Origin of the sequence: Promicromonospora sp. NPDC052451 (genome assembly GCF_044547525.1) — a bacterium.
Classification (GTDB): domain Bacteria; phylum Actinomycetota; class Actinomycetes; order Actinomycetales; family Cellulomonadaceae; genus Promicromonospora.
Genome location: NZ_JBIUAP010000002.1, coordinates 1 through 25,022, shown reverse-complemented (window position 1 = coordinate 25,022; position 25,022 = coordinate 1). Strand labels below are relative to the sequence as shown.

The window sequence follows — 25,022 nt, the reverse complement described above, 5'->3', positions numbered from 1 at the left end:
CGTGTGCAGGAATGCACACTTGGTAGCGTCACCGCATGTCAGCCCGCAACGACCCGCCGGCCGGCCAGGTCGCCGACCAGCTCCTGGTGCTCCTGGCCGTGGCCCGCACCGGCCGGTACACGACGGCGGCCCGCGCGCTCGGCGTCAACCACACCACGGTCGCCCGCAACATCACGGCGCTGGAACGTGCCCTGGGCGGACGCCTCCTGGTCAAGGGCGCCGACGGCTGGGAGCTGACGGCGCTCGGCCGGCGCGCGGCCCGGGCCGGGGAGGCCGTGTCCGACGCCGTGGACCGGCTCGTGGGCGGCGACACCGAGGCCGACCCGGTGACCGGCGTCGTGCGGATGACGGCGACCGACGGGTTCAGCGCCTACGTGGCCTCCCCCGCGATCGCCCGGCTCCGCGGGGAGCACCCGGAGCTGTCCGTCGAGCTCGTCACGGTCACCCGCGTGGCCACCCACCACCGGTCGGGGGTCGACGTCGACGTCGTGGTGGGGGACCCCAACGTGCAGCGGGCCAAGGCCGTGCGCCTGGGTGAGTACGTGCTCGGGATGTACGGCTCGCGGGACTACCTGGCGCGACACGGCACGCCCGCCACGGTCGAGGAGATGTCGCGGCACGGGCTGGTCTACTTCGTCGACTCGATGCTCCAGGTCAACGACCTCGACGCGCCCCGGCGCCTGGTCCCGGGCATGCCGGACGCCCTGGCGTCGACCAACGTGTTCGTGCACGTCGAGGCCACGCGCGCCGGCGCTGGACTGGGCTTCCTGCCCTGCTTCATGGCCGACCGGCACGACGACCTGGTGCGGCTCCTGCCCGACGAGGTCACCGAGCGGCTGCCCTACTGGGCCGTGATCCGCAGCGAGTCGTGGCGCCGGCCGGCCGTGGCCGCCGTCGTGCAGGTGCTGGCCGACGAGATGGCCCGTCAGCGCGACCACATGCTGGGGCTCACGACCTCCCCCTGACGTCGAGTGCGGACCTGGTGGCGGTAAGAGCCCCGAATCCGCCACCAGGTCCGCGCTCGTCGGTCCGGGGGGGCTCAGTCCTCCGGAGCGTGCCGTTCCAGGAACTTGTAGACCTCCGTCGTCTCCACGCCCGGGTACGCGCCCGAGGGCATCGCGGCGAGCATCGACGCGTGCGGCCGCGCGGACGGCCAGGCGAAGTCGCCCCACTTCTCCGACAGCTCCGCGGGCGGACGCCGGCAGCACGACTCGTCGGGACAACGGGAGGCCGCGCGCTGGGTGGTCTCCCGCCCGGAGAACCACTTGACGTGCGCGAACGGCACGCCGACCGACACCGAGAAGGCGCCGTCCGAGGTGTTCTCCACGCGGGACGTGCACCAGTACGTGCCCGACGACGTGTCGGTGTACTGCGCATACGGGTTGAACCGGTCCTCGACGTCGAACACCCGGCGCGCCGTCCACTGCTTGCACACGTGCTGGCCCTCGACGGCGCCCAGGGCGTCGGACGGGAACCGGACACCGTCGTTCTCGTAGGCCTTGTGCAGGATCCCGGACTCGTGCACCTTCATGAAGTGCACCGGGATGCCGAGGTGGCGCGTGGCGAGGTTGGTGAAGCGGTGCGCGGCGGTCTCGAACGACACCCCGAACGCGTCACGCAGGTCCTCGATGGCGATCGCCCGCTCGTCCTTGGCGTCGCGCAGGAACTTCACGCCCGGTTTCTCGGGCACCATGAGCGCGGCCGCGAGGTAGTTGGCCTCGACCCGCTGCCGCAGGAACTCGCCGTAGTGCCCCGGCTCCGTGTGCTCCAGCACGTGCGAGGCGAGTGCCTGCAGCAGCGCGGAGCGGGTGTTGGACCGGCCGCGGAACCCCTTGGACGGCAGGTAGAGGCGCCGGTTGCGGGTGTCGATCACCGACCGCGTCGAGTGCGGCAGGTCGCTCACGTAGTGCAGCGTGAAGCCGAGGTGCGCGGCGATCTCGGCGGCCATGCGCTGGGGCAGCGGCCCGGAGGTGTGCCCGACGTCGGCCAGCAGGCCCTTGGCCACCTGTTCCAGCTCCGGCAGGTAGTTGTCCTTGGCGCGCATCTCGTCGCGGAGCTCGCCGTTGGCCCGGCGCGCCTCCTCCGGGGTGGCCGCACGCTCGGTGTGCAGGCGCTCCAGCTCGCGGTGCAGCGCCAGGATCGTCGAGAGTGCGTCGTGGGGCAGCGACTTGCCGATGCGCACGCCGTCGATACCGAGCGACGCGAAGAGGGGGCCGCGCTGCGCGCGCTCCAGCTCGATCTCCAGCGCGTCCCGCTCCGACGGCGGCTCGGCCGAGAGCAGGTCGTCCACGCCGGCGTCGAGCGCCCGCGCGATGGCCTGGAGCTGCGAGAACTTGGGCTCCCGCTTGCCGTTCTCCAGCGTGCTGACCTGCGACGGAGCACGATCGATGGCCGCCGCGAGGTCTTCCAGGGTCATGCCCTTGCCGGTGCGCAGGTGGCGGATGCGGCGACCGATCGTGAGGGCGTCCGGCTCGGCGTCCGGCGGCGTCGTCGCCGTGGTCGCCGCCGTGACCCTAGAAGCGTTTTGACCGCTCTGCGGAGAACGCGAGGATGTCGCGTTTCGCGCGGTTCTGCGATTTCCTGGGGTTCCTGCCATGCCCGAGGGTGACATACGGAAAGCCTTCCGATCAACAGAAGAACAGAAGAACTTCTACTCAGATCTGCTTGAGAAGGGGGTTGTGCGGGGCGGAAGGTCGTAACACGTCACCGGCAGACGCGGTGACAACGTTCCGTCCCGAGAAGGAGACCCGCCATGAGCGCACCCACGATCCATCCCACGTCCGAGGCGACCACGTCCGCGACGACCGCGGTGCCGGCGACTCCCCGCGCTGGCGACCAGGTGCAGACCGCGGACGAGCTGCGGCGGTCCTGGGCGTCCGATCCCCGCTGGGCCGGGATCGAGCGCACCTACACCGCCGAGGACGTCGTCGCGCTGCGCGGCTCGGTCGGCGAGGAGAACACGCTGGCCCGCCGCGGCGCCGAACGCCTCTGGAAGCAGCTGCACGAGGAGGACTACATCAACGCCCTCGGGGCGCTGACCGGCAACCAGGCCGTGCAGCAGGTCAAGGCCGGGCTCCAGGCCATCTACCTCTCGGGCTGGCAGGTCGCCGGCGATGCCAACCTCTCCGGCCAGACGTACCCCGACCAGTCGCTCTACCCGGCCAACTCCGTGCCGGCCGTCGTGCGCCGCATCAACAACGCCCTGCTGCGCGCCGACCAGATCGACGTCTCGGAGAACGGCGCCCCCACGCGCGACTGGCTCGCCCCGATCGTGGCCGACGCCGAGGCCGGCTTCGGCGGCCCGCTGAACGCGTACGAGCTGATGAAGTCGATGATCCAGGCGGGCGCCGCCGGCGTGCACTGGGAGGACCAGCTCGCCTCGGAGAAGAAGTGCGGCCACCTCGGCGGCAAGGTGCTCGTCCCGACGCAGCAGCACGTGCGCACCCTGAACGCCGCCCGTCTCGCGGCCGACGTCGCCGACGTGCCGTCGATCGTGATCGCCCGGACCGACGCCGAGGCGGCGACGCTGATCACCTCGGACGTCGACGAGCGCGACCGCCCGTTCATCACCGGCGAGCGCACCAACGAGGGCTTCTACAAGGTCACCAACGGCATCGAGCCGTGCATCGCCCGCGCCAAGGCGTACGCGCCCTACTCCGACCTGATCTGGATGGAGACGGGCACACCGGACCTGGAGCTGGCGCGCAAGTTCGCCGAGGCCGTCAAGGCCGACTTCCCCGACCAGATGCTGAGCTACAACTGCTCGCCGTCGTTCAACTGGAAGAAGCACCTCGACGACGACACGATCGCGAAGTTCCAGCGCGAGCTGGGCGCCATGGGCTTCACGTTCCAGTTCATCACCCTGGCCGGCTTCCACGCCCTGAACTACTCGATGTTCGACCTGGCCCACGGCTACGCCCGCGAGCAGATGTCGGCCTACGTGAAGCTGCAGGAGCTGGAGTTCGCCGCCGAGGAGCGCGGCTACACCGCCACCAAGCACCAGCGCGAGGTGGGCACGGGCTACTTCGACCGGGTCGCCACCGCGCTCAACCCGGACTCGGCCACCACCGCACTGACCGGCTCGACCGAGGAGGCGCAGTTCTGATGACCGCCACCATCGACACCCGCGCCCAGGGCACCAGCCCGTACGACGCCGACGCCGGCCTGGCCGGTATCGGCACACCTCCGGCGTCGCGGACGGCGTCGGTCTCCGCGCCGGCCGCGCCGTCGCCCGCCCCCGCGCCGTCGCCCGCCCCCGCCCGGACGTCAGAGGCCGCCGCCCCCGCGCCGCGGAGCTCGGCGCCCAGCACCCTGCCGAACGGCGGGGTGGGCGCCTCCGGGACCGGTGCCCGCCGCGGCGTGATCACCGTGACCGGCTCCGTGGGGCCGCGGTACGACGAGATCCTCACACCGGAGGCCCTCGGGTTCCTGGCCCTGCTCCATGACCGGTTCGACGCCGCCCGCGACGACCTGATCGCCCAGCGCCAGCTGCGCCGGCAGGACATCGCGGACGGTACCGACCCCGACTTCCGGGCCTCCACCCGGCCGGTGCGGGACGACCCGGACTGGCGGGTCGCCGGCTCCCGGAACGCGCCGGGGCTGGAGGACCGCCGCGTCGAGATCACCGGCCCCACCGACCCCAAGATGACGATCAACGCCCTGAACTCGGGCGCCCGGTGCTGGCTCGCCGACGCCGAGGACGCCTCCAGCCCCACGTGGCCCAACGTGGTGGAGGGACAGCTCGCGCTGCACGACGCCATCCGCGGCACCCTCGCGTTCACGAACGAGGCGGGCAAGGAGTACCGGCTGCGGTCGTCGGACATCACCGACCTGCCGACCATCGTGTTCCGGCCGCGCGGCTGGCACCTCGACGAGGCCCACCTGCGGTACACGGACGCGCACGGCATCACGAGCAACGCCCTGGGCAGCCTCGTGGACTTCGGTCTCTACTTCTTCCACAACGCGGCCGAGCTCGTCGCGCGCGGCCGGGGCCCGTACTTCTACCTGCCCAAGCTGGAGGGCTACCGGGAGGCACGGCTGTGGAACGAGGTCTTCGAGGTGGCGCAGGACGCGCTCGGCATCCCGCGCGGCACCGTGCGCGCCACGGTGCTCATCGAGACCCTGCCCGCGGCCTTCGAGATGGAGGAGATCCTCTACGAGCTGCGCGACCACTGCGCGGGCCTGAACGCGGGCCGCTGGGACTACCTGTTCTCGGTGATCAAGTGCTTCCGCACCCGCGGGGAGTCGTACGTGCTGCCGGACCGCGCCCAGGTGACCATGACCGCGCCGTTCATGCGCGCGTACACCGAGCTGCTCGTGGCGACGTGCCACAAGCGCGGGGCGCACGCCATCGGCGGCATGAGCGCGTTCATCCCCGACCGCCGCGACCCGGAGGTCACGGAGCGGGCGTTCGCCCAGGTGAGCGCCGACAAGAAGCGTGAGGCGTCCGACGGGTTCGACGGCACCTGGGTGGCCCACCCCGACCTCATCCCGGTGGCGCAGGCCGAGTTCGACGCCGTCCTGGGCGACGCGCCGAACCAGGTGTCGCGCCTGCGGGACGACGTCACGGTGGGCCAGCACGAGCTGCTCGACATCGCCTCGGCCCGCCGGGCCGGTGCGACGGTCACCTCGGCCGGCCTGCGGTCGAACGTGTCGGTCGCCGTCCGCTACCTCGACGCCTGGCTGCGCGGTACCGGGGCCGCGGCGCTCGACAGCCTCATGGAGGACGCCGCCACGGCGGAGATCTCGCGGTCGCAGGTGTGGCAGTGGATCGCGTCCGGCACCGTGACCGAGGACGACCAGCAGCCCGTGACCCGCGAGCGCGTCGAGGCGATCCTGCTCGACGTCGTCGCGTCGCTGCCGCACGAGCACGGGAACCGGCTCGAGGACGCGGCGGCGATCTTCCGCCAGGTGGCCCTGCAGGACGACTTCCCGCCGTTCCTCACGAGCCCCGCCTACCAGGGTCACCTGGTGGACTCGGCGGTCGACCGGCCGTAGCACCTCGACCGGACGCGCGGCCGGTCATCGGACCGGTCGAGCGGCCGGTCATCCGACCGGTCACGCGGCCGGTCATCCGACCGGTCACAGAGCCGGGGCGCCCCGCCGTCGGTCGGGGCGCCCCTTCCATCCGCCCGACGCCGCACCGGCCGCCGTTCTCTCTCCGCACCCCACCACCCCCGGGGCGAGGCCGGCGCGGTGTCGGGCTTGGCGTGGTGACGGCGGACGCAGCGCAGGCAGCCACCCGGCGGAGGTGACCGGGACCATGACGGCCGGAGACCGCGCACCACCGTCGAGCGGATGCGTGGCCGGACTGCCATGCCCGCTCGACGCCGTGCCGTCAGGTCATCGGGCGGGTCAGCCCTGGTCGAGCCCGAGCAGGTCGTCCTCGGTCTCCCGCCGCACCAGCACCCGGGAGGCGCCGTCGGACACCGCCAGGACGGGCGGGCGGGGCAGCATGTTGTAGTTCGACGCCATGGAGCGCCCGTACGCGCCCGTGGCGGCGACGGCGAGCAGGTCGCCCGCGCGCACGTCGGCCGGGAGCTGCACCTCGTGCACCACGATGTCGCCGGACTCGCAGTGCTTGCCCACCACGCGCGCGAGGATCGGCTCGGCGTCCGAGGACCGCCCCACGACCTCCGCGTGGTACGCAGCCCCGTACAGGGCGGGGCGGATGTTGTCGCTCATGCCGCCGTCGACCGACACGTAGGTGCGGGTGAAGTCGGTTCCGCCGTCGGCCGAGACCGTGACCGGCTTGACCGTGCCGACCGTGTAGAGCGTGAGGCCCGCGGGCCCGACGATCGCCCGGCCGGGCTCGATCGAGAACCGCGGCAGGTTGGTGCCCAGCTCCTGGCAGACACCCGCCACGGACTGTGCGATGTCCTTCGCGACCCGCTCGGGGTCGAGCGCGACGTCGCCCGGCAGGTAGGCGATGCCGTACCCACCACCGAGGTCGACCTCGTCCACCAGCACGCCCGACCGCTCGGCCAGGTCGGCCCGCAGCCGCAGCACCACACGCGCCGCCGCCTCGAAGCCGTCGGGGTCGAGGATCTGCGAGCCGATGTGCGAGTGGATACCGAGCAGCCGCAGCTCGGGGTGCTTGAGCACCGCGAGCAGCGCGGTCATCGCGGGGCTCTCCGCCCCGTCGGCCGCGTTGACCGACAGCCCGAACTTCTGGTCCTCGTGCGCGGTCGCGATGTACTCGTGCCCGCCCGCGTGCACGCCCGTGGTCACGCGGACCATCACCGGTGTGACGACGCCGCGCTCCCCCGCGAGCCGCGCCACGCGCTCGATCTCGACCAGCGAGTCCACGATGATGCGGCCCACGCCGGCGTCGAGCGCACGCCGGATCTCGGCGTCGGACTTGTTGTTGCCGTGCAGGCCGATCTCCGCACCAGGCACCTCGGCCCGCAGCGCGACGGCGAGCTCGCCGCCCGAGGCGGTGTCCACCCGCAGGCCCTCCTCGCGCGCCCAGCGCGCCACGGCCACGGTGAGCAGCGCCTTGCCGGCGTAGTACACGTCCACGCCGGTGCCGACGGCGCCGAACGCCGCCTCGAACGCCGTGCGGTAGGCGCGGGCGCGCGCCCGGAAGTCGGCCTCGTCCAGCACGTAGGCCGGCGTGCCGTGCTCGGCCACGAGGTCGCGGACATCGACGCCGGCGACGGCCAGCGCGCCGTCGGGCAGCCGGCCGACCCCGGTGGACCAGGGCGCGCCGGTCACATCCGCTCCGGTGCGCTCACGCCCAGCAGGTCCAGGCCGTTGGCCAGCACCGTGCGGACGGCGTCGTTCAGCCACAGGCGGGCCCGGTGGGCGTCCGTGACGTCCTCGTCGGGGTACGGCGTGACGCGCAGCTTCTCGTCGTCGTTGTACCAGGAGTGGAAGTCGCCGGCGAGCGCCTCCAGGTAGCGGGCCACGCGATGCGGCTCGCGCAGCTCCGCGGCCTGGGCGACGATCCGCGGGAACTCGGTGAGTCGGCCGATCAGCGCCGTCTCCGAGGCGTGCGAGAGCTGCGCCGGGTCGAACCCGTCCGCGCGGCGCACGCCCCGCTCCTCGGCCTTGGTGCCGATCTGCACGGTCCGGCTGTGCGCGTACTGCACGTAGAAGACCGGGTTGTCGTTGGTCTGCTTGAGCATGTCCTCGCCCTGCAGCTCCAGCGGCGTGTCCGCGGGGTAGCGCGCGAGCGAGTAGCGCACGGCGTCCTTGCCGATCCAGTCGACCAGGTCGCGCAGCTCGATGATGTTGCCGGCGCGCTTGGACAGCTTGGCGCCCCCGACGTTGACGAGCTGCCCGATGAGCACCTCGATGTTGGTCTCCGGGTCGTCCCCCGCGCAGGCCGCGATGGCCTTGAGGCGGTTGATGTAGCCGTGGTGGTCGGCGCCCAGCAGGTAGATCTTGCCGGGGAACCCGCGGTCCTTCTTCGACAGGTAGTACGCGGCGTCGGCGGCGAAGTAGGTGGGCTCGCCGTTCGCCCGGATCATCACGCGGTCCTTGTCGTCCGTGAAGTCCGTGGTGCGCAGCCAGACCGCGCCCTCCTGGTCGAAGACGTGCCCCTGCTCCCGCAGGCGGGCGACGGCCTTCTCGACGGCACCGGAGCTGTGCAGGTCACGCTCGGAGAACCAGACGTCGAAGTGCACGCCGAAGTTCTCCAGCACCTCGCGGATCTCCGCGAGCTGGTGCGCGTAGCCCGCCTCACGGGCGACCGCGACGGCCTCGTCGTGCGGCAGCTCCGGCAGGTCGGGGCGGTCCGCGAGCACCTTGGTCGCGAGCTCCTTGACGTACTCGCCGCGGTAGCCGCCCTCGGGGACCTCGCCGTCCGTGGCCCGCGCCAGCACCGATGCGCCGAAGCGGTCCATCTGGGCGCCCGCGTCGTTGATGTAGTACTCGGCGGTGACGTCGGCGCCGGCCGCGCGCAGGATGCGTGCCAGGGAGTCGCCCAGCGCGGCCCAGCGGGTGTGCCCGATGTGCAGGGGCCCGGTCGGGTTGGCGCTGATGTACTCCAGGTTGATGACCTGGCCGGTCAGGGCGTCGCCCCGGCCGTACGCCGCGCCGGCCTCGACGATGGTGCGCGCCAGCTCGCCCGCCGCCGCGGCGTCGAGCGTGATGTTGAGGAAGCCCGGGCCGGCGACGCCCACGGACTTGATGCCCGGCGTCGCCCCGAGGCGGGCCGCCAGGTCCTCGGCGAGCGCCCGCGGCGTCGTGCCCGCCTTCTTCGCGAGCTGGAGGGCCACGTTCGTGGCCCAGTCCCCGTGCTCTCGCTGCCTGGGTCGCTCCACGTGGACCGACGCCGGGACGGCGTCGGCAGGCAGGGCGAGTGTGCCGTCGGCGACGGCCGCGGCCAGGGCAGCGCTCAGCGCTTCGGAGAGCTCGGTGGGGGTCACGGATCGATTCTACGGGCCGGTCCGGGTCGGCCGCCCCGGTTGTCCACAGGTGGCGGGCGGCGGTGACGCGGCCCGTGCGCCGTGCTGCAGCATCGCTCCGGGCCTGGCGCACGTCACGCGCACCGATGCACATGACGGGCCGCTTACCTGGTAGTCTCGCTTCGGCCGTTACGAGAGCAAGGTCTCTCTGCCGACGGCCCCGCGCCTGTAGCTCAGTGGATAGAGCGTCTGCCTCCGGAGCAGAAGGTCGGGGGTTCGAATCCCTTCAGGCGCACAGACAAAAACAGGCCGTGACCAGCGCGAACGCTGGTCACGGCCTTCTTCATTCTCTGATCGATTGATGAGTTCTCCGCTACTGCTGGACTAACTGCTGGGGTACGCCCTGCATGTTCACCCGGCGGAACCGAGGCTGACCTCAGCGGTCAGCAATGGCCACGCTCCAAAGTCCATGACGACAAGACCCTTGTAACGGTCGACCTGGAGCGCCGAACTGCCGCCTAGGAAGGCCTTGAAACCGCATCTCGGCCCCTAAGGCCGAACGGGAGCAGCGCCAGCACGAGCCAGCGCAATTATTTGCGCCCGGCTCTATCGGCACCTCAAAGAGCATTGATTCACTCCCGAGCAAATCGCTCTAGCATCAGTTCATCGACTGACTCGGCAGTCCATGGCTCCTTCGCCAGCAGAATATTTCGGAGTAGCATCTTCAGGAAGAAGGTGCCCGTCTGAGCCACATCCAGATTTACGTCTCCAACCTTCAGCGTCCATCGCTTTGGCTTTCCGCCGTGAGCGATTGTCGACCTGATACCGTAAAATTGCTTGAGTACGTCATAGGTCAATGACGGTTCGACATCTTCGGCCAAAATAAGTGCCGCACGTTGCGCCATCCGGTGCGTCAGCGCATCACGGTCCTTGCCGAGGAGCGCTTCCAGCCCGATCGCGGAATCAAGCACCATGTCCTCAACATCTCCGCGGAATACGTTCTGTCGGCAGCGACGAGCGGCGAGTTTGACGTTCGCCGGCGCCGTGCGCAGGGCCTTCGATACCTGAGCCACCTCAGCAGTTTGCTCACCACTGATAGGCGTCCGCTCGTTGAGCCACGACCGCTCGTTTAGTGACTCTGGGTATGCCCGGGCCTCCCATGCGGACCAGAGCGGGGGCAAGTCGTGAAGCCAGTCGTCGGCCCAACCGTGGGGTCGAACCAGAACTTGCGCGTGCCCCGTAACTGAACCTGCCACGATATAGGTTGCCTCAGCAACAGCGTGAGCCATCGAATACTGAAATTCCGGGGGCAAACCCCCTTGCGATCCCACTCCCAACGGGTGGACCTGATTGGCAAACGTCACGCCTCGTGTGACGACGGCGTGGGTTGCCGCCGCCGCGACCCACGCTGATACACCGTCGTGCCTGATCCAGTTCATAGACCGGGAGCGGTGGTCAGCCTCGGTCAAGGGCTCGATCCAAGTTTCCCCGTCCACATGGATTGGCTCCGTCGTATCGAAGCTGACCGCCACTAGCGGGATAATCACATCCCCAGTGAGCCGTGGAGCGAATCGCGCCTGCTCGATTTGACGGTAGATCGCGAAGAGTTCCTGATCGGTCTCGGCATGGACAGCGTCAGCGCGGTTAAGTATGCGCCCGATGAATTGTCCAATCAGTTCCCACTCCAGTTGCCCCTGACGCTTTTCCTCTGGGACCAGTGGCGCGATCCGGCTGAGCCCACGCAGGAGGTCAGGGTCACGCAACGCCATCCGTACGACGTCATGCACGGCACGGGCCAGATCGGGCTCGGCTGGGACGAAGACATGGGTGGTGGGTCCGTCGTGGAACGAGAACAGGTCGCACCAGTTCATCGGCCCGCGGCCCGAACCGGCTCCCAGTCGGTCTCGTGTCACGTCGGGCCAACCAGCGTCATTTTGCGTGTACTCGACCAGTGGGAGTCGAGGGACGTACCGGCCGCTGCGGGCATAGGCCCTGCCAGCGTCACGAGCAGCCTTGATTGCGGGTAGGACATGATCCCAGAGCTCAGGACGCAGGGGCTCCGTTTCCGATGACATCACGTGCACAGCATGCCCCGGCTTGGTCCACGACCGAACGGGGACAGCGGGTGGTTTTTGACCTGGCCGCTTCGGAGCCCCCGTCTGCTGGACTATCTGCTGGTTTACAGCAGCGTCCTACGCTGGACGCCCCGGAACAGGTCTGGACGACGGGATCGCTGCGCGCACTAGCCGACCGGCGCCCAAAACCGACCCAGCTTGGCTCCGGAGCAGAAGGTCGGGGGTTCGAATCCCTTCAGGCGCACCCACCGAGAAAGGGCCCCTCATCAGGCATAACGCCAGATGAGGGGCCCTTTCACTGTCCAGGGCCGGGCACAGTTCCCCACCACGCCTCACAGTGCGCGGCGCGCGCGTGGGTCGAGGCGCGCCTCCGACACTCTGCCTCCGACACTCTGGGTCAACCGGTCGGCGAATCCCTCGCTGCGAGCCCGGCGGGTGGCCGACTGTCCGCGGCCGTCCACGGGAAGTGCGCTTCTACCCAGTCATTGCGCCCAGAACCGAGCGGGATTCTGGGCGCAATGACTGGGTAGAAGCGCACCTTCGTCCCGTCATCTGACGGCTCGAACGCGACCCTGGCAGATCGCCGGCAGACACGTTCTTCACCCATCGAGTAGCGCCAGGGCCGCGCGCACAATGATCACCGAGATCCCGACGCCCCCGACGGTGTGCGCCAAACCCACGCCCTGGAGAACGCCACGGCGCCACCGTCCCTCAGATCGTGGCCAGCCCATCCACTCGGCGAGTTCATCGACCCGGAAGAGAGCAACCAGCCCCGTACAGACGACTACGACGGGAAGGCACAGAACGGCGACCACCGCCATCACCACGGAAGCCGCCGGGGCCACAGGAAAGAGAACCAGCGCCCCGCCCATGAGCCACGCGAGGGCGAGTGCCAGTCCCTCACTAATTCTGGCCATCCGCCCGCCAGGCCTTGGGACTGCCTTCGTGCGGTACTTCTTGGCTTCACGCCAGAGACGAATCGCCCCGAGGACACCCGACGCGACGAGAAGCCATCCCATGAGTGGAACGCCCCCAGGAAACTGCGTCACGGCAGGTCAGGATGCCAGGCAAGCAGCACCCAGACCAGCCACCGGCACCGACATCACCCACCGCACCCCGTAATGTCCGCCCCGTCATGACCCCCACCCTCGACCTCACGACCACCGTCGTCATCGGCGGCACCCTCGCCACCCTCCTCATGGGCCTGGCCAAGACCGGCCTGCCGCCCCTGGGCGCACTGGGCGCCGCCGTCATCGCGTCGGTCCTCCCGCCCGTCCCGGCGGCCGGCGTCGCGCTGCCCCTGCTCATCGTCGGTGACCTCGTCGCCGTCGCCACCTACGGCCGCGACGTGCGGTGGCAGATCCTGCGTACCCTGCTCCCCAGCGTCACCCTCGGCCTCGTCGTGGGCTTCGCCGCCCTGCGCTGGGCCCCGCCCGACGTCAGCGCACGGATCGTCGGTGCCCTGCTCCTCCTCGCGGGACTGGGCGACCTCGTGCGGCAGGTCACCGCACGACGCGCGGCCGGCCGCCCGGGTGCCGAGACCGCCACCGGAGCCCACAGCAGCACACCGAACGCCCGCGAACGCCTGACCCGCGCTACCCTGGGCGCCATCGCCGGCGTCTCGACCATGATCGCGAACGCCGGCGGCCCACCCATGAGCCTCTACCTGCTCCGCACCGGCGTCTCCCGCGCGGGCCTGCTCGGCACGGTCGCGCTCTTCTTCCTCACCGTGAACATCGCCAAGCTGCCGTTCAGCGCGGGGCTCGGCCTCGTCTCGGCCGACTCCCTCCGGATCTCGCTCGTCCTGCTCCCGGGGCTGGTCGCGGGCCTCCTGCTCGGCCGCCTAGTGGCGCACCGCGTCTCCGGCCCCGTCTTCAGCACCGTCGTGCTGGTGATGACCGCGGTGGCCGGCGCACGCCTCCTGGTCGGCTGAACTACCGATACATCCCACGCTGCGGCTACTGTCCCGGTATGCCCGACGAGTCCGTGGACTTCTACCCGTCCCGCGCCCACGTCCTCCTGCTCGCGCTCGGCGCCCTGGCCCTGGTCGCGCTCTGCGCCGTCGTCGCCTGGCTGGGCTTCGGCCTCGCGCAGACCAGCGGCTCCCGCGCGGCGCTGGCCGTGGTGTCGGTGAGCGCGATCGGCGTCCTCGTCTTCACGGGACTCGGTCTCATCGTGCTGCGCCGTCTCCTCCTGCCCACCTGGCCCGTGCTCACGCTGGACGGCGACGGCCTGGTCGACTGGCTGCCCAACCTCGGCGTCGAGCAGGTGCTCTGGTCAGAGGTCACCGGGGTCCGCGAGGCACGGCTGGCCTTCCGCCGGGTGCTCGCCGTCGACGTCGCCGACCCGCGGGCTGTCGTCGCCCGCCAGCGCACCGTCGTCCGGCGCGTCGCGGCGTCCGTGCACGCGTCGCTGGTGGGCACGCCCGTGGTGCTCAAGCCGGGCAGCATCGCCGTGCGCCCGGAGGAGCTCTCGGCCACGTTGTCCCAGTTCGTGGCGGGACGCACGCCTGACACCGCCCCGGTTGCGTAGACTTCCTGAATCATCCGCGGACAAGCACCGCGCACCCAGCAGGGCGAGGGGCCTCATGAGCGACGACCGCTACGAACCCGGCCAGACCGATCCCGACCGCGGCTACGCCGACTTCGAGTTCGAGCGCCGGTTCTTCGTGCGCGACCTCCCGGACGAGCTCCGGGACGCACCCGCCCTCATCGTGCAGTCCTACTTCCTGGCCGACGACGGCTACGCCCTCCGCGTCCGGGTCCAGGCCGGCGACGTCGACGCCGACCTGACGGCGGACACCGACCCGGCGGAGCTCCTGCGGGCGCACACCGCCGACATCGACTTCGCCGCCGTCACCGTGAAGGGTCCCGCCGTGGGCGGTACCCGGTACGAGGCGGAGCGCGAGCTGGACCCGAACGTCGGCGTCGAGCTGGTGCGCCGCGGTGGTGCCCCGATCGTCAAGGTGCGGTACGCCGCGTGGCTGGGCGCGGACGGCTGGTCCATCGACGTGTTCGGCGGTGCCAACCACCCGCTCGTCGTGGCCGAGTGCGAGCGCTCCGGCCCGGTCACGGGCCTGCAGATCCCGGACTTCTGCGTCACGGAGATCACCGACGACCGCCGCTTCTCGAACGAGTCCCTCGCGATGGAGCCCTACAGCGGCTGGGCCCCGGCCTTCGCCGCGGAGCTCGCGAGCGAGGGCCCCGTGTTCCGGCAGGACTTCGGGCCCAACACGCACCTACGCCTCTGACAGGGGCGGGCGCGGGCACCGGGCTCTACCCGTGCCACTCACCCTTCTCGACGACGCCGGACACGAACTCCCAGTGCCACGGCTCGTACTTGCTGCCTCCGAGCTGCGCCCACGACGGGTTCTGCCACCCGTAGGACGGCGCGTTGGCCCAGAGCCACGAGAAGACCTCGCTGTCGCCGGTCTCCTTCGAGCAGAGGTCGATCGCGAGGCCCCAGCCGTGCATCGACGTGCCGGGCGACGCGGCGTACCAGCCGCGGGACGCCTTGAGCTCGTACTGCGTGTCCAGGTCGCGGTAGCTCGCCACGAGGCACATCTCGCGCCCGAACGACGCGCGGAACGCCTCGTTGAGGGCGCTGAGCGACATCGCGGCGTCGGGCCGCAGGTACTCCCCCGCCTGCCACAGCTCGCACAGCGAGTGGTCCGCGAGCGCACCGTTGGTGCCCTCGACGGGCGCGTCGACGTCGCAGTCCGGCAGCGGGCTGCGGTCGAAGGACCGGCTCGCCGCCGACTCGGGCCGCGTCATCGCCTCCGCGCGCAGCACCGCGCCGGACGTCTCGGGCCGCTCCACGGGCTGGGTCACGAGGTCGAGCACGTTCGGCCCGGTCGGCGGCGCCTCGACCTCGAACGGGGACTCGCCCGACGGGGCCAGGCCCTGGGCGAACGGGGCCGCGATGGTCGCCGCGGCAAGCGTGCCGATGACCGTGGCCCGCGAGATGAGGCGCTGCCCCGCGAGTACCGAGGGTGCGCGGACCGGCCGCGGGATCGCGCCGGTGACGAGCTGGTCGAACGAGGCCGTACCCCGGGCGGCCGGCGGCGCGGTGGGCGTGGCCGGCACGGGCCGCGGAAGCAGCGGGATCTCGCCCGAGGGGTGCGGTAGCCGGGGCGGCCGCGCCGTCGGCACCGACGGACGGCCGGGAGCCGCCGCGGGCAGCGGCGTGACCTGCACGGCCGGGAGCGGCACCGACATCGGCGCCACGGGAAGGGTCTGGTGGGTGATCAGCGACGCGGGGACGGGCGGCTGCGCGAACGCGACCCGGGTCTCCGCGGCGATCCGGTTGCCCGCGGCCGACCACGGCGCGGAGGCCTGCGGGTGCGGCACGGGCGGGCGCGTGACAGGCGGGTGCGTGACGGGAGGATGTGCCACCGGCGGGTGCGTCGGGTGGTTCCGTGCTCCGCGGGCGCGGAGCGCCTGGGCCTGCTGCTCCGCCTCACGCCGTGCCCGGCGCGTCATGGGCGCGGGCTGCACGCTGGTCACAGCCGTGGACTCCACTGGCCCTCCGTCATCGTGTGTCCGCGGCCCCTCGCGGTGAACATGTCGCACGCGACACTAACCCTGGTCGAGCCCCCTGCCAAGCCCTGACGGGCGAAGTGCGCTACCCGTGCGTGACGCGTTCCCTACCCGTGCGCGACCGGGAGCCGGCGGACGGTCAACCCGCGATCAACGACGCTGCATGGCGTCGCGCACCTCGCCCACCAGCTCCTCGAGGATGTCCTCCAGGAAGACGACGCCGAGCACCTGCCCCTCGGCGTCCTCCACCCGGGCCAGGTGCGCCCCGGAGCGCTGCATGACGCGCAGCGCGTCCTCGACCTCGTCGCCCGGTGCGACGGCGGCCAGGGCGCGCACCCGCCAGGCGGCCACCGGTTCGAAGCGTGCCGGGCCGGTGGCGTACAGCACGTCCTTGAGGTGCAGGTACCCGACCAGCTCGTCCCCCTCGTCCCGGCGGGCCACCACCGGGAACCGGCTGAAGCCGTGCCTGGACACGAGCCGCTCGATGTCGTCGGGCGTGCTGGCCTCGTCGACGGCGACCAGGCCGTCGACCGGCACCATCACGTCGCCCGCGGTGCGGTTGGAGAACTCGATGGCACCCGCGAGCAGGCCCTGCTCGTCACGCAGCACGCCCTCGGCCTGGGAGTGCTCCACGATGGACTGCACCTCCTCGGCCGTGAACGCCGAGGCCACCTCGTCCTTCGGCTCCACACCGGCGAGGCGCACCGCGTGGTTGGCGATCCAGTTCAGCGCGCCGATCACGGGGCGCAGCACCCGTCCGAGCAGCACCAGCGGCGGCCCGAACCACATGACCGCCCTGTCCGGACCCGCCACGGCGAGGTTCTTCGGCACCATCTCGCCGAGCACCACGTGCAGGTACACGACCAGCGACAGCGCGACGACCAGCGCGATCGGGTGCGTGAGCTCGTCGCTCACGCCCAGGGCGTGCAGCGGGCCCTCCAGGAGGTGGGCGAGCGCCGGCTCCGCCACGATGCCGAGACCCGTGGAGCAGACGGTCACGCCGAGCTGCGCGCACGCCAGCATGAGCGACACGTGCTCCATCGCCCACAGCACGGTCGCGGCGCGGCGGTCACCCGCCGCGGCGAGCGGCTCGATGGCGCTGCGCCGTGCCGAGATGACGGCGAACTCGGCGCCGACGAAGAACGCGTTGCCCGCGAGCAGCACGAGCCCGACGACGAGTGCGGTGGTCGTGCTCATCGGTTCGTGCCCTTCTCGATGCGCGACGCGTCGTCGCCCGTGCCGTCGCCGGGCAGCGGCCGGACCCGGACGCGCTCGACGCGCCGCCCGTCCATCGCCTCGACCCGGAGGGTCACGCGCGACGCCGCGTTCCGGACGGTGACCTCGTCGCCGACGGCGGGCATCCGTCCCAGCTCGGCCATGACGAGCCCGCCGAGCGTCTCGTACGCCGCGCCCTCCGGCACCTCGATGCCCGTGTACTCGATCAGCTCGTCGGGGCGCAGCACGCCCGGGACGATCCAGGACCCGTCGGCGGCCCGGGCGGCACCGGCGCGCCGCGGGTCGTGCTCGTCCGCGACGTCGCCCACCAGCTCCTCGACCACGTCCTCCAGCGTGACGACGCCGGACGTGCCGCCGTACTCGTCGACCACCACCGCCATCTGCATGCCGAGCTCGCGCAGCTCCACGAGCAGCGGGCCGAGACGCACGGTCTCCGGGACCCGCGGGGCCTCCACCATGAGCGCGGCCGCGGGGACCTCGTCGCGCCGGTCGTGCGGCACCCCGACGGCACGCCGCAGGTGCACCAGGCCGACCACGTCGTCACGATCCTCGCCGATCACGGGGAACCGCGAGTGGCCCGTGCGCCGGGCGAGCGCCACGACGTCGGCCGCCGTGGCACCACGGTCCAGCACGGACATGCGCAGCCGGTCGGTCATGACGTCACGGGCGCTGAGCGTGTCCAGCTCGATCGAGTTGGTCAGCAGGGTCGCCACCGACTCCTCGAGCGTGCCCTCCTCGGCGGAGCGCCGCACGAGCGAGGCGAGCTCGGACGCAGACCGCGCGCCGGACAGCTCCTCCCGCGGCTCCACGCCGAGGCGGCGCAGCAGCGCGTTGGCGGACCCGTTCAGCACCGCGATGAGCGGCTTGAACGTGATCGTGAACACGCGCTGCACCGGCACCACCAGGCGCGCGGTGGCCAGCGGGGCCGAGAGCGCGAAGTTCTTGGGGATCAGCTCGCCGCACACCATCGAGAAGGCGTTCACCAGGACGAGCGCCAGGACCCCCGCCAGGCCGGCGGAGACCGCGGTCGGCACGGACGCCGTGCCGAGGGCCGCCGACAGCAGGGAGTTCAGGGCCGGCTGCGCCGTGTACCCGAGCAGGATCGTGGTCAGCGTGATGCCGACCTGGGCGGAGCTCAGCTCCGTGGAGAGGTGCCGCAGGGCGGTGCGCACGCTGCGGTCCCGCATGCCGTGCCCCAGCGCGGGCCGGGCGGCATGGGCGGAGGTGGATCCGGACCCGGTCCGGCCGGGTCTGTCCCCCTCCGAGTCGTCGGAGTCGCCGATCACGGCGGGGTCGATGGTGACGAGGGAGAACTCCCCTGCCACGAAGACAGCAGTACCTGCTGTGAGGATGACGCCGACGGCGACCATGATCCAGTCGCCGGTCATCTCGCGCTCCGGAAGGCACTCGGGGGGTGCAGGATCTTCCAGGAATTCCGGTCGGGATATCGCTCGATCATCGTGCGACAGATCGTAGCGGGAGGCGGACTCTCAGGCTCGTCTCAGTGTCTTGTCAGGCAAGTACGGGCATGATTGACCTATGTCATCTGGTATTCCCCAGCCGTCTGGGGCCCCGCAGCAGCCCGGTACGGCGTCGGCCGCAGCCTCGACCGGCCAGCAGAGCGCGACCGTGCTCGTGGTCGAGGACGAGCCGACGATCGCCACGGCGATCGCTCAGCGCCTGTCCGCCGAGGGCTGGCGCGTCGAGGTGGCCCGCGACGGGCTGTCCGGTGTCGACGCGGCCTCGCGGCTGCGCCCCGACGTCGTCGTGCTCGACGTGATGCTGCCCGGGATCGACGGCCTCGAGGTGACGCGCCGCATCCAGGCCGAGCACCCGACCCCGATCCTCATGCTCACGGCGCGCGACGACGAGACGGACATGCTGGTCGGCCTCGGTGTGGGCGCCGACGACTACATGACCAAGCCGTTCTCGATGCGCGAGCTCGTGGCCCGCATCAAGGCGCTGCTGCGGCGGGTGGACCGCGCCGCGCAGGCCGCCGCCACCACCCCGGCCGACCCGCCCATGACCATGGGCGACGTCACGGTGGACCGCGCCCAGCGGCGCGTGTACCGGGCCGGCGACGAGGTGCACCTGACCCCCACGGAGTTCGAGCTGCTGGTCATGCTCGCCGGGTCCCCCAAGACCGTGCTCACGCGCGAGCGCCTGCTCGCCGAGGTGTGGGACTGGGCGGACGCGAGCGGTACCCGCACCGTCGACTCGCACATCAAGGCGCTGCGCCGCAAGCTCGGCCCCGACCTGATCCGCACGGTGCACGGCGTGGGCTACGCGTTCGAGCCGCCCGCCGGCCAGTGAGCGGGTCTCACGACCAGGTGTCCCGATGATGCGGCCGCACGTGCCCCGTCCCCGCGTGCCGGACGTGCGCCCGCTCGACCCGCTCAGCTCGCTCAAGATCAAGCTCGGCGTGCTGGTGGCGGCCACCGTGACCGCCGCCGTGCTCATCACGTGGCTGGGCCTGCAGGCGTCGCTGGGCCCGAGCCGGACGTTCCCGCTCGCGATCATCCTGTCGCTGCTGGTCACGCAGGTCCTGGCCCGCGGCATGACGTCGCCGCTGCGCGAGATCACGGAGGCCGTCCAGGCCATGGCGGACGGCGACTACACGCGCCGGGTGCGCGCCACGAGCAGCGACGAGGTGGGTCAGCTCGCGCACGCCTTCAACCGGATGGCCGAGGACCTGGCGTCGGTGGAGCAGACCCGCCGGGACCTGATCGCCAACGTGTCGCACGAGCTGCGCACGCCGGTCGCCGCCCTGCAGGCCCAGCTCGAGAACATGGTCGACGGCGTGGTGCCGCCCACCCCGGCAGCCCTGGAGCAGGCCCACGCGCAGACGGAGCGGCTGACCCGGCTCGTCACCTACCTGCTGGACCTGTCGCGCATCGAGGCGGGCGCGTCGGCGCTCAACGTCGGCACCATCGCGGTGGGCGACTTCCTGGAGGACTGCGCCGAGGACCTGTCGATGGTCGACGCGGCGAAGGACCTGCACTACGTCGTGGACGTCACCCCGGAGGACCTGGTGATCGAGGGCGACGCCGAGCGGTTGCGCCAGGTGGTCACCAACCTGCTGCAGAACGCGATCCGGCACTCGCCGGCCGGTGGCGTCGTGCGCCTGGACGCCTACCCGGTGGACGGGAGCGAGGGGGCCGACGTCGTGCTCGAGGTGAGTGACGAGGGTCCCGGGATCGCAGCGGCGGACCGGGAGCGGATCTTCCAGCGGTTCGTCCGCGGCACGGGGTCCGGCGACGGCAGGGGGCGCAACGGCTCGTCGTCAGAGCCGTTCGCGGACGCCGCGGGCGGCACGGCCGGGAGCACGGTCGGCAGCACCGCCGGCGGCACGGTCGGGTCGAGCGGCGGGACCGGGATCGGCCTCGCCATCGTCCGCTGGGCGGTCGAGCTGCACGGCGGGCACGTCGAGGTGGTGGACTCCGAGCGGGGCGCGACGATGCGCGTCACCCTCCCCGCGCGGGCACACCCGGCACCGGGTGTCACAACCACGCACACGGTGTGAACCGGGCGAAGCCCGCAGGAAACCCAGCAGCCTAGGGGTCCTGTCGGTCGGAGCGTGAGACGGAGTCCCGTGATTTCCGTCACACACGCAAAGAACGTCCAGCCTGCAACAAAACCCCGTAACGCGGCGTTGGCCTCTTCGAGGGCGAATGTTGCCCGCGTTTTGCTCTGGCTGCGGGAAGCATGACGAACCACCTTCATTGGTGCCGTGGCACACGGCTGGGCCCGTGCGACCACACCCCACCGGAGGGCTGAAAGGGCCTACCCTTGGAGGGTCCGAAAACATTCGGGCTGCGCGCGCCGCGACCAGACGTGGCGCGCTACGAACGCAACTGTGGTGAAGGTGGGCGATCCGCGCGTGTCCCCTAAGGCTGGTTCAGAGTCGATCAGCGTGGCGAGCTCGTCATTCGGAGCCAACGAGTGGCTTGTGGACGAGCTCTACCAGCAGTACCTGAAGGACAAGAACGCGGTGGACCCCGCGTGGTGGGACTTCTTCGCCGACTACACCCCGGGGGAGAACGGGTCCGCCAAGGACGGCGGTCCAGCGGCCCCCACCGCGACCCCGGCGGCCGCCCCCGCGGCACCTGCCGAGGCCGCCCCCGCGCCGGCAGCACCCGCGCAGCAGGCCCCGGTCACGGGCGGCACCGCCGCCTCGGAGGCCGGCCAGCCGGTGCGCGAGAAGGTCCTCCCGGCCGACCCGAAGATCAACCCGGCGAACCCCATCGCCACCCCGCCCACCACGCACTACGCGGACACGTTCGAGCGCCCGGTGGCGCACCCGGACGCCGTCGACGACGTCCAGAAGCTCCGCGGCCCGGCCGCGCGCGTGGTCACGAACATGGAGGCCTCTCTCGAGGTCCCCACCGCCACCTCGGTGCGCGCCGTGCCCGCCAAGCTGATGGTCGACAACCGCATCGTCATCAACAACCACCTCAAGCGCGGCCGTGGCGGCAAGATCTCGTTCACGCACCTCATCGGCTTCGCGCTGGTCGAGGCGCTGGCGGACATGCCCGTCATGAACGCCCACTACGAGCAGGTGGACGGCAAGCCGGGGGTGAACCAGCCCGCGCACGTCGGCTTCGGCCTCGCGATCGACCTGGCCAAGCCCGACGGCTCGCGCCAGCTCCTGGTGCCCAGCATCAAGAAGGCCGAGGAGCTCGACTTCGCCGAGTTCTGGGCGGCCTACGAGGAGCTGGTCCGCAAGGCTCGCGGCGGCAAGCTCGGCGTCCCGGACTTCCAGGGCACCACGATCTCGCTGACCAACCCGGGCGGCATCGGCACCGTGCACTCCGTGCCGCGGCTCATGCAGGGTCAGGGCACCATCGTCGGCGTCGGCGCCATGGACTACCCGGCCGAGTTCGCCGGCGCGTCCGAGGAGCAGCTCGCCCGGATGGGCGTCTCGAAGGTCATGACGCTCACGTCGACCTACGACCACCGCATCATCCAGGGCGCGCAGTCCGGCGAGTTCCTCAAGATCATCGCGGAGAAGCTGCTCGGACTGGACGGCTTCTACGACCGCGTCTTCGCGGCCCTGCGCGTGCCGTACGAGCCCGTCCGCTGGGTGCGCGACAACACGGTCGACGCCGACGTCGAGGCCGCCAAGCCGGCCAAGATCGCCGAGGTCGTGCAGGCGTACCGCTCGCGCGGTCACCTCATGGCGGACACCGACCCGCTCGCCTACCGCCAGCGCAAGCACCCCGACCTGGACATCCAGAACCACGGCCTGACGCTGTGGGACCTGGACCGGACCTTCCCGACGGCGGGCTTCGGCACCAAGCCGAAGGCCACGCTGCGCGAGATCCTCGGCCTGCTGCGCGACTCGTACTGCCGCACCATCGGCATCGAGTACATGCACATCGCCGACCCGGCGCAGCGCAAGTGGCTCCAGGAGCGCCTGGAGGCCGGCTACGCCAAGACGCCGCGCGAGGACCAGCTCCGCATCCTGCGCCGCCTGAACTCCGCCGAGGCGTTCGAGACGTTCCTGCAGACCAAGTTCGTCGGGCAGAAGCGCTTCTCGCTGGAGGGCGGCGAGTCCCTCATCCCGCTGCTCGACGCGATCCTGTCGAAGGCCGCCGAGGGTGGCCTCGACGAGGTCGGCATCGGCATGGCCCACCGCGGCCGCCTGAACGTGCTGGCGAACATCGCGGGCAAGAGCTACGGCCAGATCTTCAAGGAGTTCGAGGGCCAGCTCGACCCGAAGAGCGTCCAGGGCTCCGGTGACGTCAAGTACCACCTCGGCACCGAGGGCACGTTCACCTCGGAGTCCGGCGCCACCACGCGCGTCTACCTCGCGGCCAACCCGTCGCACCTGGAGGCCGTGGACCCGGTGCTCGAGGGCATCGTGCGCGCCAAGCAGGACCGCATCGACCTCGGTGGCGACGGCTTCTCCGTGCTGCCGATCCTGGTGCACGGAGACGCCGCCTTCGCGGGCCAGGGCGTGGTCCCCGAGGTGCTGAACCTGTCGCAGCTGCGCGGGTACCGCACCGGCGGCACCATCCACGTGGTCGTCAACAACCAGGTCGGCTTCACCACCGGCCCGACGGCGTCCCGCTCGACCACCTACGCGACCGACGTGGCCAAGGGCTACCAGGTCCCGGTCATGCACGTGAACGGCGACGACCCCGAGGCCGTCGTGCGCACCGCCGAGCTGGCCTTCGCGTTCCGCGAGCAGTTCGGCCAGGACGTCATCATCGACCTCATCTGCTACCGCCGCCGCGGGCACAACGAGGGCGACGACCCGTCGATGACGCAGCCGCTCATGTACAACCTCATCGAGACCAAGCGCTCGGTGCGCAAGCTCTACACCGAGAACCTGGTCGCGCGCGGTGACATCACCGTCGAGGAGGCCGAGGGCGCACTGCAGGACTACCAGTCGCAGCTCGAGCGGGTGTTCACCGAGACCAAGTCCGGGTTCACGCCCGCGCCGCAGACCGAGCACCTCGCCGGCCTGGAGCGGCCCGAGTCCCAGCGTGAGGACGCCGGGACGATGGTCGGCTGGCAGACCGCGATCTCGCAGGAGCTGCTGCAGCGCGTCGGCGACGTGCACACCACTCCCCCCGAGGGCTTCACGGTGCACCCCAAGCTCGCGCAGCTCCTGGAGAAGCGCCAGCTCATGGCGAAGGAAGGCGGCATCGACTGGGGCTTCGGCGAGCTCGCGGCCTTCGGTTCGCTGCTCGTGGAGGGCACCCCGGTGCGCCTCGCCGGCCAGGACTCGCGCCGCGGCACGTTCGTGCAGCGCCACGCGGTGCTGCACGACCGCGAGACCGGTGCCGAGTGGACCCCGCTGCTGTACCTGTCGAGCGACCAGGCCAAGTTCTGGGTCTACGACTCCTCGCTGTCGGAGTACGCGGCGCTCGGCTTCGAGTACGGCTACTCCGTGGAGCGCCCGGACGCCCTGGTGCTGTGGGAGGCGCAGTTCGGCGACTTCGTCAACGGCGCCCAGACGGTGATCGACGAGTTCATCTCGTCCGCCGAGCAGAAGTGGGGCCAGTCGTCCTCGGTGGTCATGCTGCTGCCGCACGGGTACGAGGGCCAGGGGCCCGACCACTCGTCGGCCCGCATCGAGCGGTTCCTGCAGCTGTGCGCCGAGAACAACATCACGGCCGCGCAGCCGTCCACGCCGGCGTCGTACTTCCACCTGCTGCGCCGTCAGGCCTACGCCCGGCCGCGCCGTCCGCTCGTGGTGTTCACGCCCAAGCAGCTCCTGCGCCTCAAGGCGGCGGCGTCCGCGGCGGAGGACTTCACCGAGGGCACGTTCCGCGAGGTTCTCGCGGACACCACCGCGGACCCGGCGAAGGTGGACCGCGTGATCCTGTGCACCGGCCGCGTGTACTACGACCTGCTCGCCGAGCGCACCAAGCGCGGCGACGAGGGCGTGGCGCTCGTCCGCCTGGAGCAGCTCTACCCGTTCCCGGAGGAGCAGATCCGCGCGGAGCTCGCCAAGTACGGCGACGCCGAGGTGGTCTGGGTCCAGGACGAGCCGCAGAACCAGGGCGCGTGGGGCTTCATCCACCTGGCACTGCCGATGGACGTGCCGTACGTCAAGGTGGTCTCCCGCCCGGCGTCGGCCTCGACGGCGGCCGGTACGGCCAAGCTGCACCAGGCCCAGCAGAAGACCCTGCTGGAACAGGCCTTCGCGCGCGGCTGACCGCACGCACCACGAGAGGCGGGGCCCCCGGGGGGGGCCCCCCCCCGGGGGGCCCCCCCCGGGGGGGGGCCGGCCCGGCCGGGGCTGGCCGGCTGGCAGCCGCCGCGGTCAAGGACCTGGTCCTAGCAGCCCCCCCCCGGCCGACGCGCGC

General features: G+C 71.4%; 17 protein-coding genes and 1 tRNA gene. 10 read left to right on the top strand and 8 right to left on the bottom strand.

Going from position 1 to position 25,022, the window contains the following annotated elements; genetic code table 11:
- The first annotated feature begins 35 nt into the window (after positions 1-35).
- Positions 36-965 carry a LysR family transcriptional regulator gene (locus tag ACIG47_RS02970; protein WP_397429542.1) on the top strand — a complete coding sequence of 310 codons (930 nt, stop codon included), beginning with the start codon at positions 36-38 and terminating at the stop codon, positions 963-965.
- Between the two features lie 74 nt (positions 966-1,039).
- Here the strand turns inward: ACIG47_RS02970 and ACIG47_RS02965 are convergent, their stop codons facing one another.
- Positions 1,040-2,596 (bottom strand): helix-turn-helix domain-containing protein, encoded by a 1,557-nt coding sequence (locus tag ACIG47_RS02965; protein WP_397429541.1) that lies wholly within the window; start codon positions 2,594-2,596, stop codon positions 1,040-1,042.
- Positions 2,597-2,752: 156 nt separating this feature from the next.
- Here ACIG47_RS02965 and aceA point away from each other — a divergent pair, with 156 nt between their 5' ends.
- Together aceA and aceB are read left to right on the top strand one after the other, a co-directional pair.
- Positions 2,753-4,105 carry an isocitrate lyase gene (aceA, locus tag ACIG47_RS02960; RefSeq protein WP_397414016.1) on the top strand — a complete coding sequence of 451 codons (1,353 nt, stop codon included), beginning with the start codon at positions 2,753-2,755 and terminating at the stop codon, positions 4,103-4,105.
- Complete coding sequence (gene aceB / locus ACIG47_RS02955; RefSeq protein WP_397429540.1) at positions 4,105-5,997, top strand: malate synthase A; 1,893 nt, start codon at positions 4,105-4,107, stop codon at positions 5,995-5,997. The genes aceA and aceB overlap by 1 nt, the downstream gene beginning before the upstream one ends.
- Before the next feature lie 357 nt (positions 5,998-6,354).
- On the opposite strand, the gene lysA is transcribed toward aceB, so the two are convergent.
- Positions 6,355-7,716 carry a diaminopimelate decarboxylase gene (gene lysA, locus ACIG47_RS02950; RefSeq protein ID WP_397429539.1) on the bottom strand — a complete coding sequence of 454 codons (1,362 nt, stop codon included), beginning with the start codon at positions 7,714-7,716 and terminating at the stop codon, positions 6,355-6,357.
- Positions 7,713-9,374, bottom strand: a complete 1,662-nt coding sequence (gene argS / locus ACIG47_RS02945; protein WP_397429538.1) for an arginine--tRNA ligase — start codon at positions 9,372-9,374, stop codon at positions 7,713-7,715. Before argS ends, lysA begins: the two co-directional genes overlap by 4 nt.
- 201 nt (positions 9,375-9,575) lie before the next feature.
- On the opposite strand from argS, the gene ACIG47_RS02940 reads away from it, so the two are divergent.
- Positions 9,576-9,648, top strand: a tRNA-Arg gene (locus ACIG47_RS02940).
- Between the two features lie 337 nt (positions 9,649-9,985).
- Here the strand turns inward: ACIG47_RS02940 and ACIG47_RS02935 are convergent.
- Positions 9,986-11,266 carry a hypothetical protein gene (locus tag ACIG47_RS02935; RefSeq protein WP_397429537.1) on the bottom strand — a complete coding sequence of 427 codons (1,281 nt, stop codon included), beginning with the start codon at positions 11,264-11,266 and terminating at the stop codon, positions 9,986-9,988.
- 761 nt (positions 11,267-12,027) lie between these two features.
- Positions 12,028-12,477: a hypothetical protein gene (locus ACIG47_RS02930; protein WP_397429536.1), complete on the bottom strand. Its 450-nt coding sequence runs from the start codon at positions 12,475-12,477 to the stop codon at positions 12,028-12,030.
- Positions 12,478-12,563: 86 nt separating this feature from the next.
- Between ACIG47_RS02930 and ACIG47_RS02925 the strand changes: the two genes are divergently transcribed.
- The 3 genes from ACIG47_RS02925 to ACIG47_RS02915 are packed head-to-tail and all read left to right on the top strand — an operon-like array spanning position 12,564 to position 14,678.
- Complete coding sequence (locus ACIG47_RS02925; RefSeq protein ID WP_397429535.1) at positions 12,564-13,361, top strand: TSUP family transporter; 798 nt, start codon at positions 12,564-12,566, stop codon at positions 13,359-13,361.
- A gap of 38 nt (positions 13,362-13,399) precedes the next feature.
- On the top strand, positions 13,400-13,960 hold the full coding sequence (locus tag ACIG47_RS02920; protein WP_397429534.1) for an STM3941 family protein: 561 nt from the start codon (positions 13,400-13,402) through the stop codon (positions 13,958-13,960).
- 55 nt (positions 13,961-14,015) lie between these two features.
- Positions 14,016-14,678 (top strand): CYTH domain-containing protein, encoded by a 663-nt coding sequence (locus ACIG47_RS02915; RefSeq protein ID WP_397414033.1) that lies wholly within the window; start codon positions 14,016-14,018, stop codon positions 14,676-14,678.
- Between the two features lie 25 nt (positions 14,679-14,703).
- Here the strand turns inward: ACIG47_RS02915 and ACIG47_RS02910 are convergent, their stop codons facing one another.
- The 3 genes from ACIG47_RS02910 to ACIG47_RS02900 all read right to left on the bottom strand — a co-directional run bounded on the left by ACIG47_RS02910 (position 14,704) and on the right by ACIG47_RS02900 (position 18,590).
- Positions 14,704-15,948 carry a D-alanyl-D-alanine carboxypeptidase family protein gene (locus ACIG47_RS02910; protein WP_397429533.1) on the bottom strand — a complete coding sequence of 415 codons (1,245 nt, stop codon included), beginning with the start codon at positions 15,946-15,948 and terminating at the stop codon, positions 14,704-14,706.
- A 168-nt stretch (positions 15,949-16,116) separates the two neighbouring features.
- A complete protein-coding gene (locus ACIG47_RS02905) occupies positions 16,117-17,163 on the bottom strand; it encodes a hemolysin family protein (protein ID WP_397429532.1) in 1,047 nt (348 codons plus the stop codon).
- Entirely contained in the window at positions 17,160-18,590 is a 1,431-nt protein-coding gene (locus tag ACIG47_RS02900) for a hemolysin family protein (protein ID WP_397414039.1), read from the bottom strand. The genes ACIG47_RS02905 and ACIG47_RS02900 overlap by 4 nt, the downstream gene beginning before the upstream one ends.
- A 241-nt stretch (positions 18,591-18,831) precedes the next feature.
- Here ACIG47_RS02900 and ACIG47_RS02895 point away from each other — a divergent pair, with 241 nt between their 5' ends.
- From ACIG47_RS02895 to ACIG47_RS02885, 3 genes are all read left to right on the top strand, one after another.
- Positions 18,832-19,515 carry a response regulator transcription factor gene (locus ACIG47_RS02895; RefSeq protein WP_372494744.1) on the top strand — a complete coding sequence of 228 codons (684 nt, stop codon included), beginning with the start codon at positions 18,832-18,834 and terminating at the stop codon, positions 19,513-19,515.
- Positions 19,516-19,540: 25 nt separating this feature from the next.
- Positions 19,541-20,725 carry a sensor histidine kinase gene (locus tag ACIG47_RS02890; protein WP_397429531.1) on the top strand — a complete coding sequence of 395 codons (1,185 nt, stop codon included), beginning with the start codon at positions 19,541-19,543 and terminating at the stop codon, positions 20,723-20,725.
- A 342-nt stretch (positions 20,726-21,067) separates the two neighbouring features.
- A complete protein-coding gene (locus tag ACIG47_RS02885; protein WP_397429530.1) occupies positions 21,068-24,871 on the top strand; it encodes a multifunctional oxoglutarate decarboxylase/oxoglutarate dehydrogenase thiamine pyrophosphate-binding subunit/dihydrolipoyllysine-residue succinyltransferase subunit in 3,804 nt (1,267 codons plus the stop codon).
- Positions 24,872-25,022 lie beyond the last annotated feature (151 nt).

Coding starts and splice junctions, on each gene's coding strand:
- ACIG47_RS02915 (WP_397414033.1), top strand. CDS start 14,016: ATGAGCGACGACCGCTACGAACCCGGCCAGACCGATCCCGACCGCGGC.
- aceA (WP_397414016.1), top strand. CDS start 2,753: ATGAGCGCACCCACGATCCATCCCACGTCCGAGGCGACCACGTCCGCG.
- ACIG47_RS02890 (WP_397429531.1), top strand. CDS start 19,541: ATGATGCGGCCGCACGTGCCCCGTCCCCGCGTGCCGGACGTGCGCCCG.
- ACIG47_RS02965 (WP_397429541.1), bottom strand. CDS start 2,596: ATGGCAGGAACCCCAGGAAATCGCAGAACCGCGCGAAACGCGACATCC.
- ACIG47_RS02925 (WP_397429535.1), top strand. CDS start 12,564: ATGACCCCCACCCTCGACCTCACGACCACCGTCGTCATCGGCGGCACC.
- ACIG47_RS02920 (WP_397429534.1), top strand. CDS start 13,400: ATGCCCGACGAGTCCGTGGACTTCTACCCGTCCCGCGCCCACGTCCTC.
- aceB (WP_397429540.1), top strand. CDS start 4,105: ATGACCGCCACCATCGACACCCGCGCCCAGGGCACCAGCCCGTACGAC.
- ACIG47_RS02900 (WP_397414039.1), bottom strand. CDS start 18,590: ATGACCGGCGACTGGATCATGGTCGCCGTCGGCGTCATCCTCACAGCA.
- ACIG47_RS02970 (WP_397429542.1), top strand. CDS start 36: ATGTCAGCCCGCAACGACCCGCCGGCCGGCCAGGTCGCCGACCAGCTC.
- ACIG47_RS02905 (WP_397429532.1), bottom strand. CDS start 17,163: ATGAGCACGACCACCGCACTCGTCGTCGGGCTCGTGCTGCTCGCGGGC.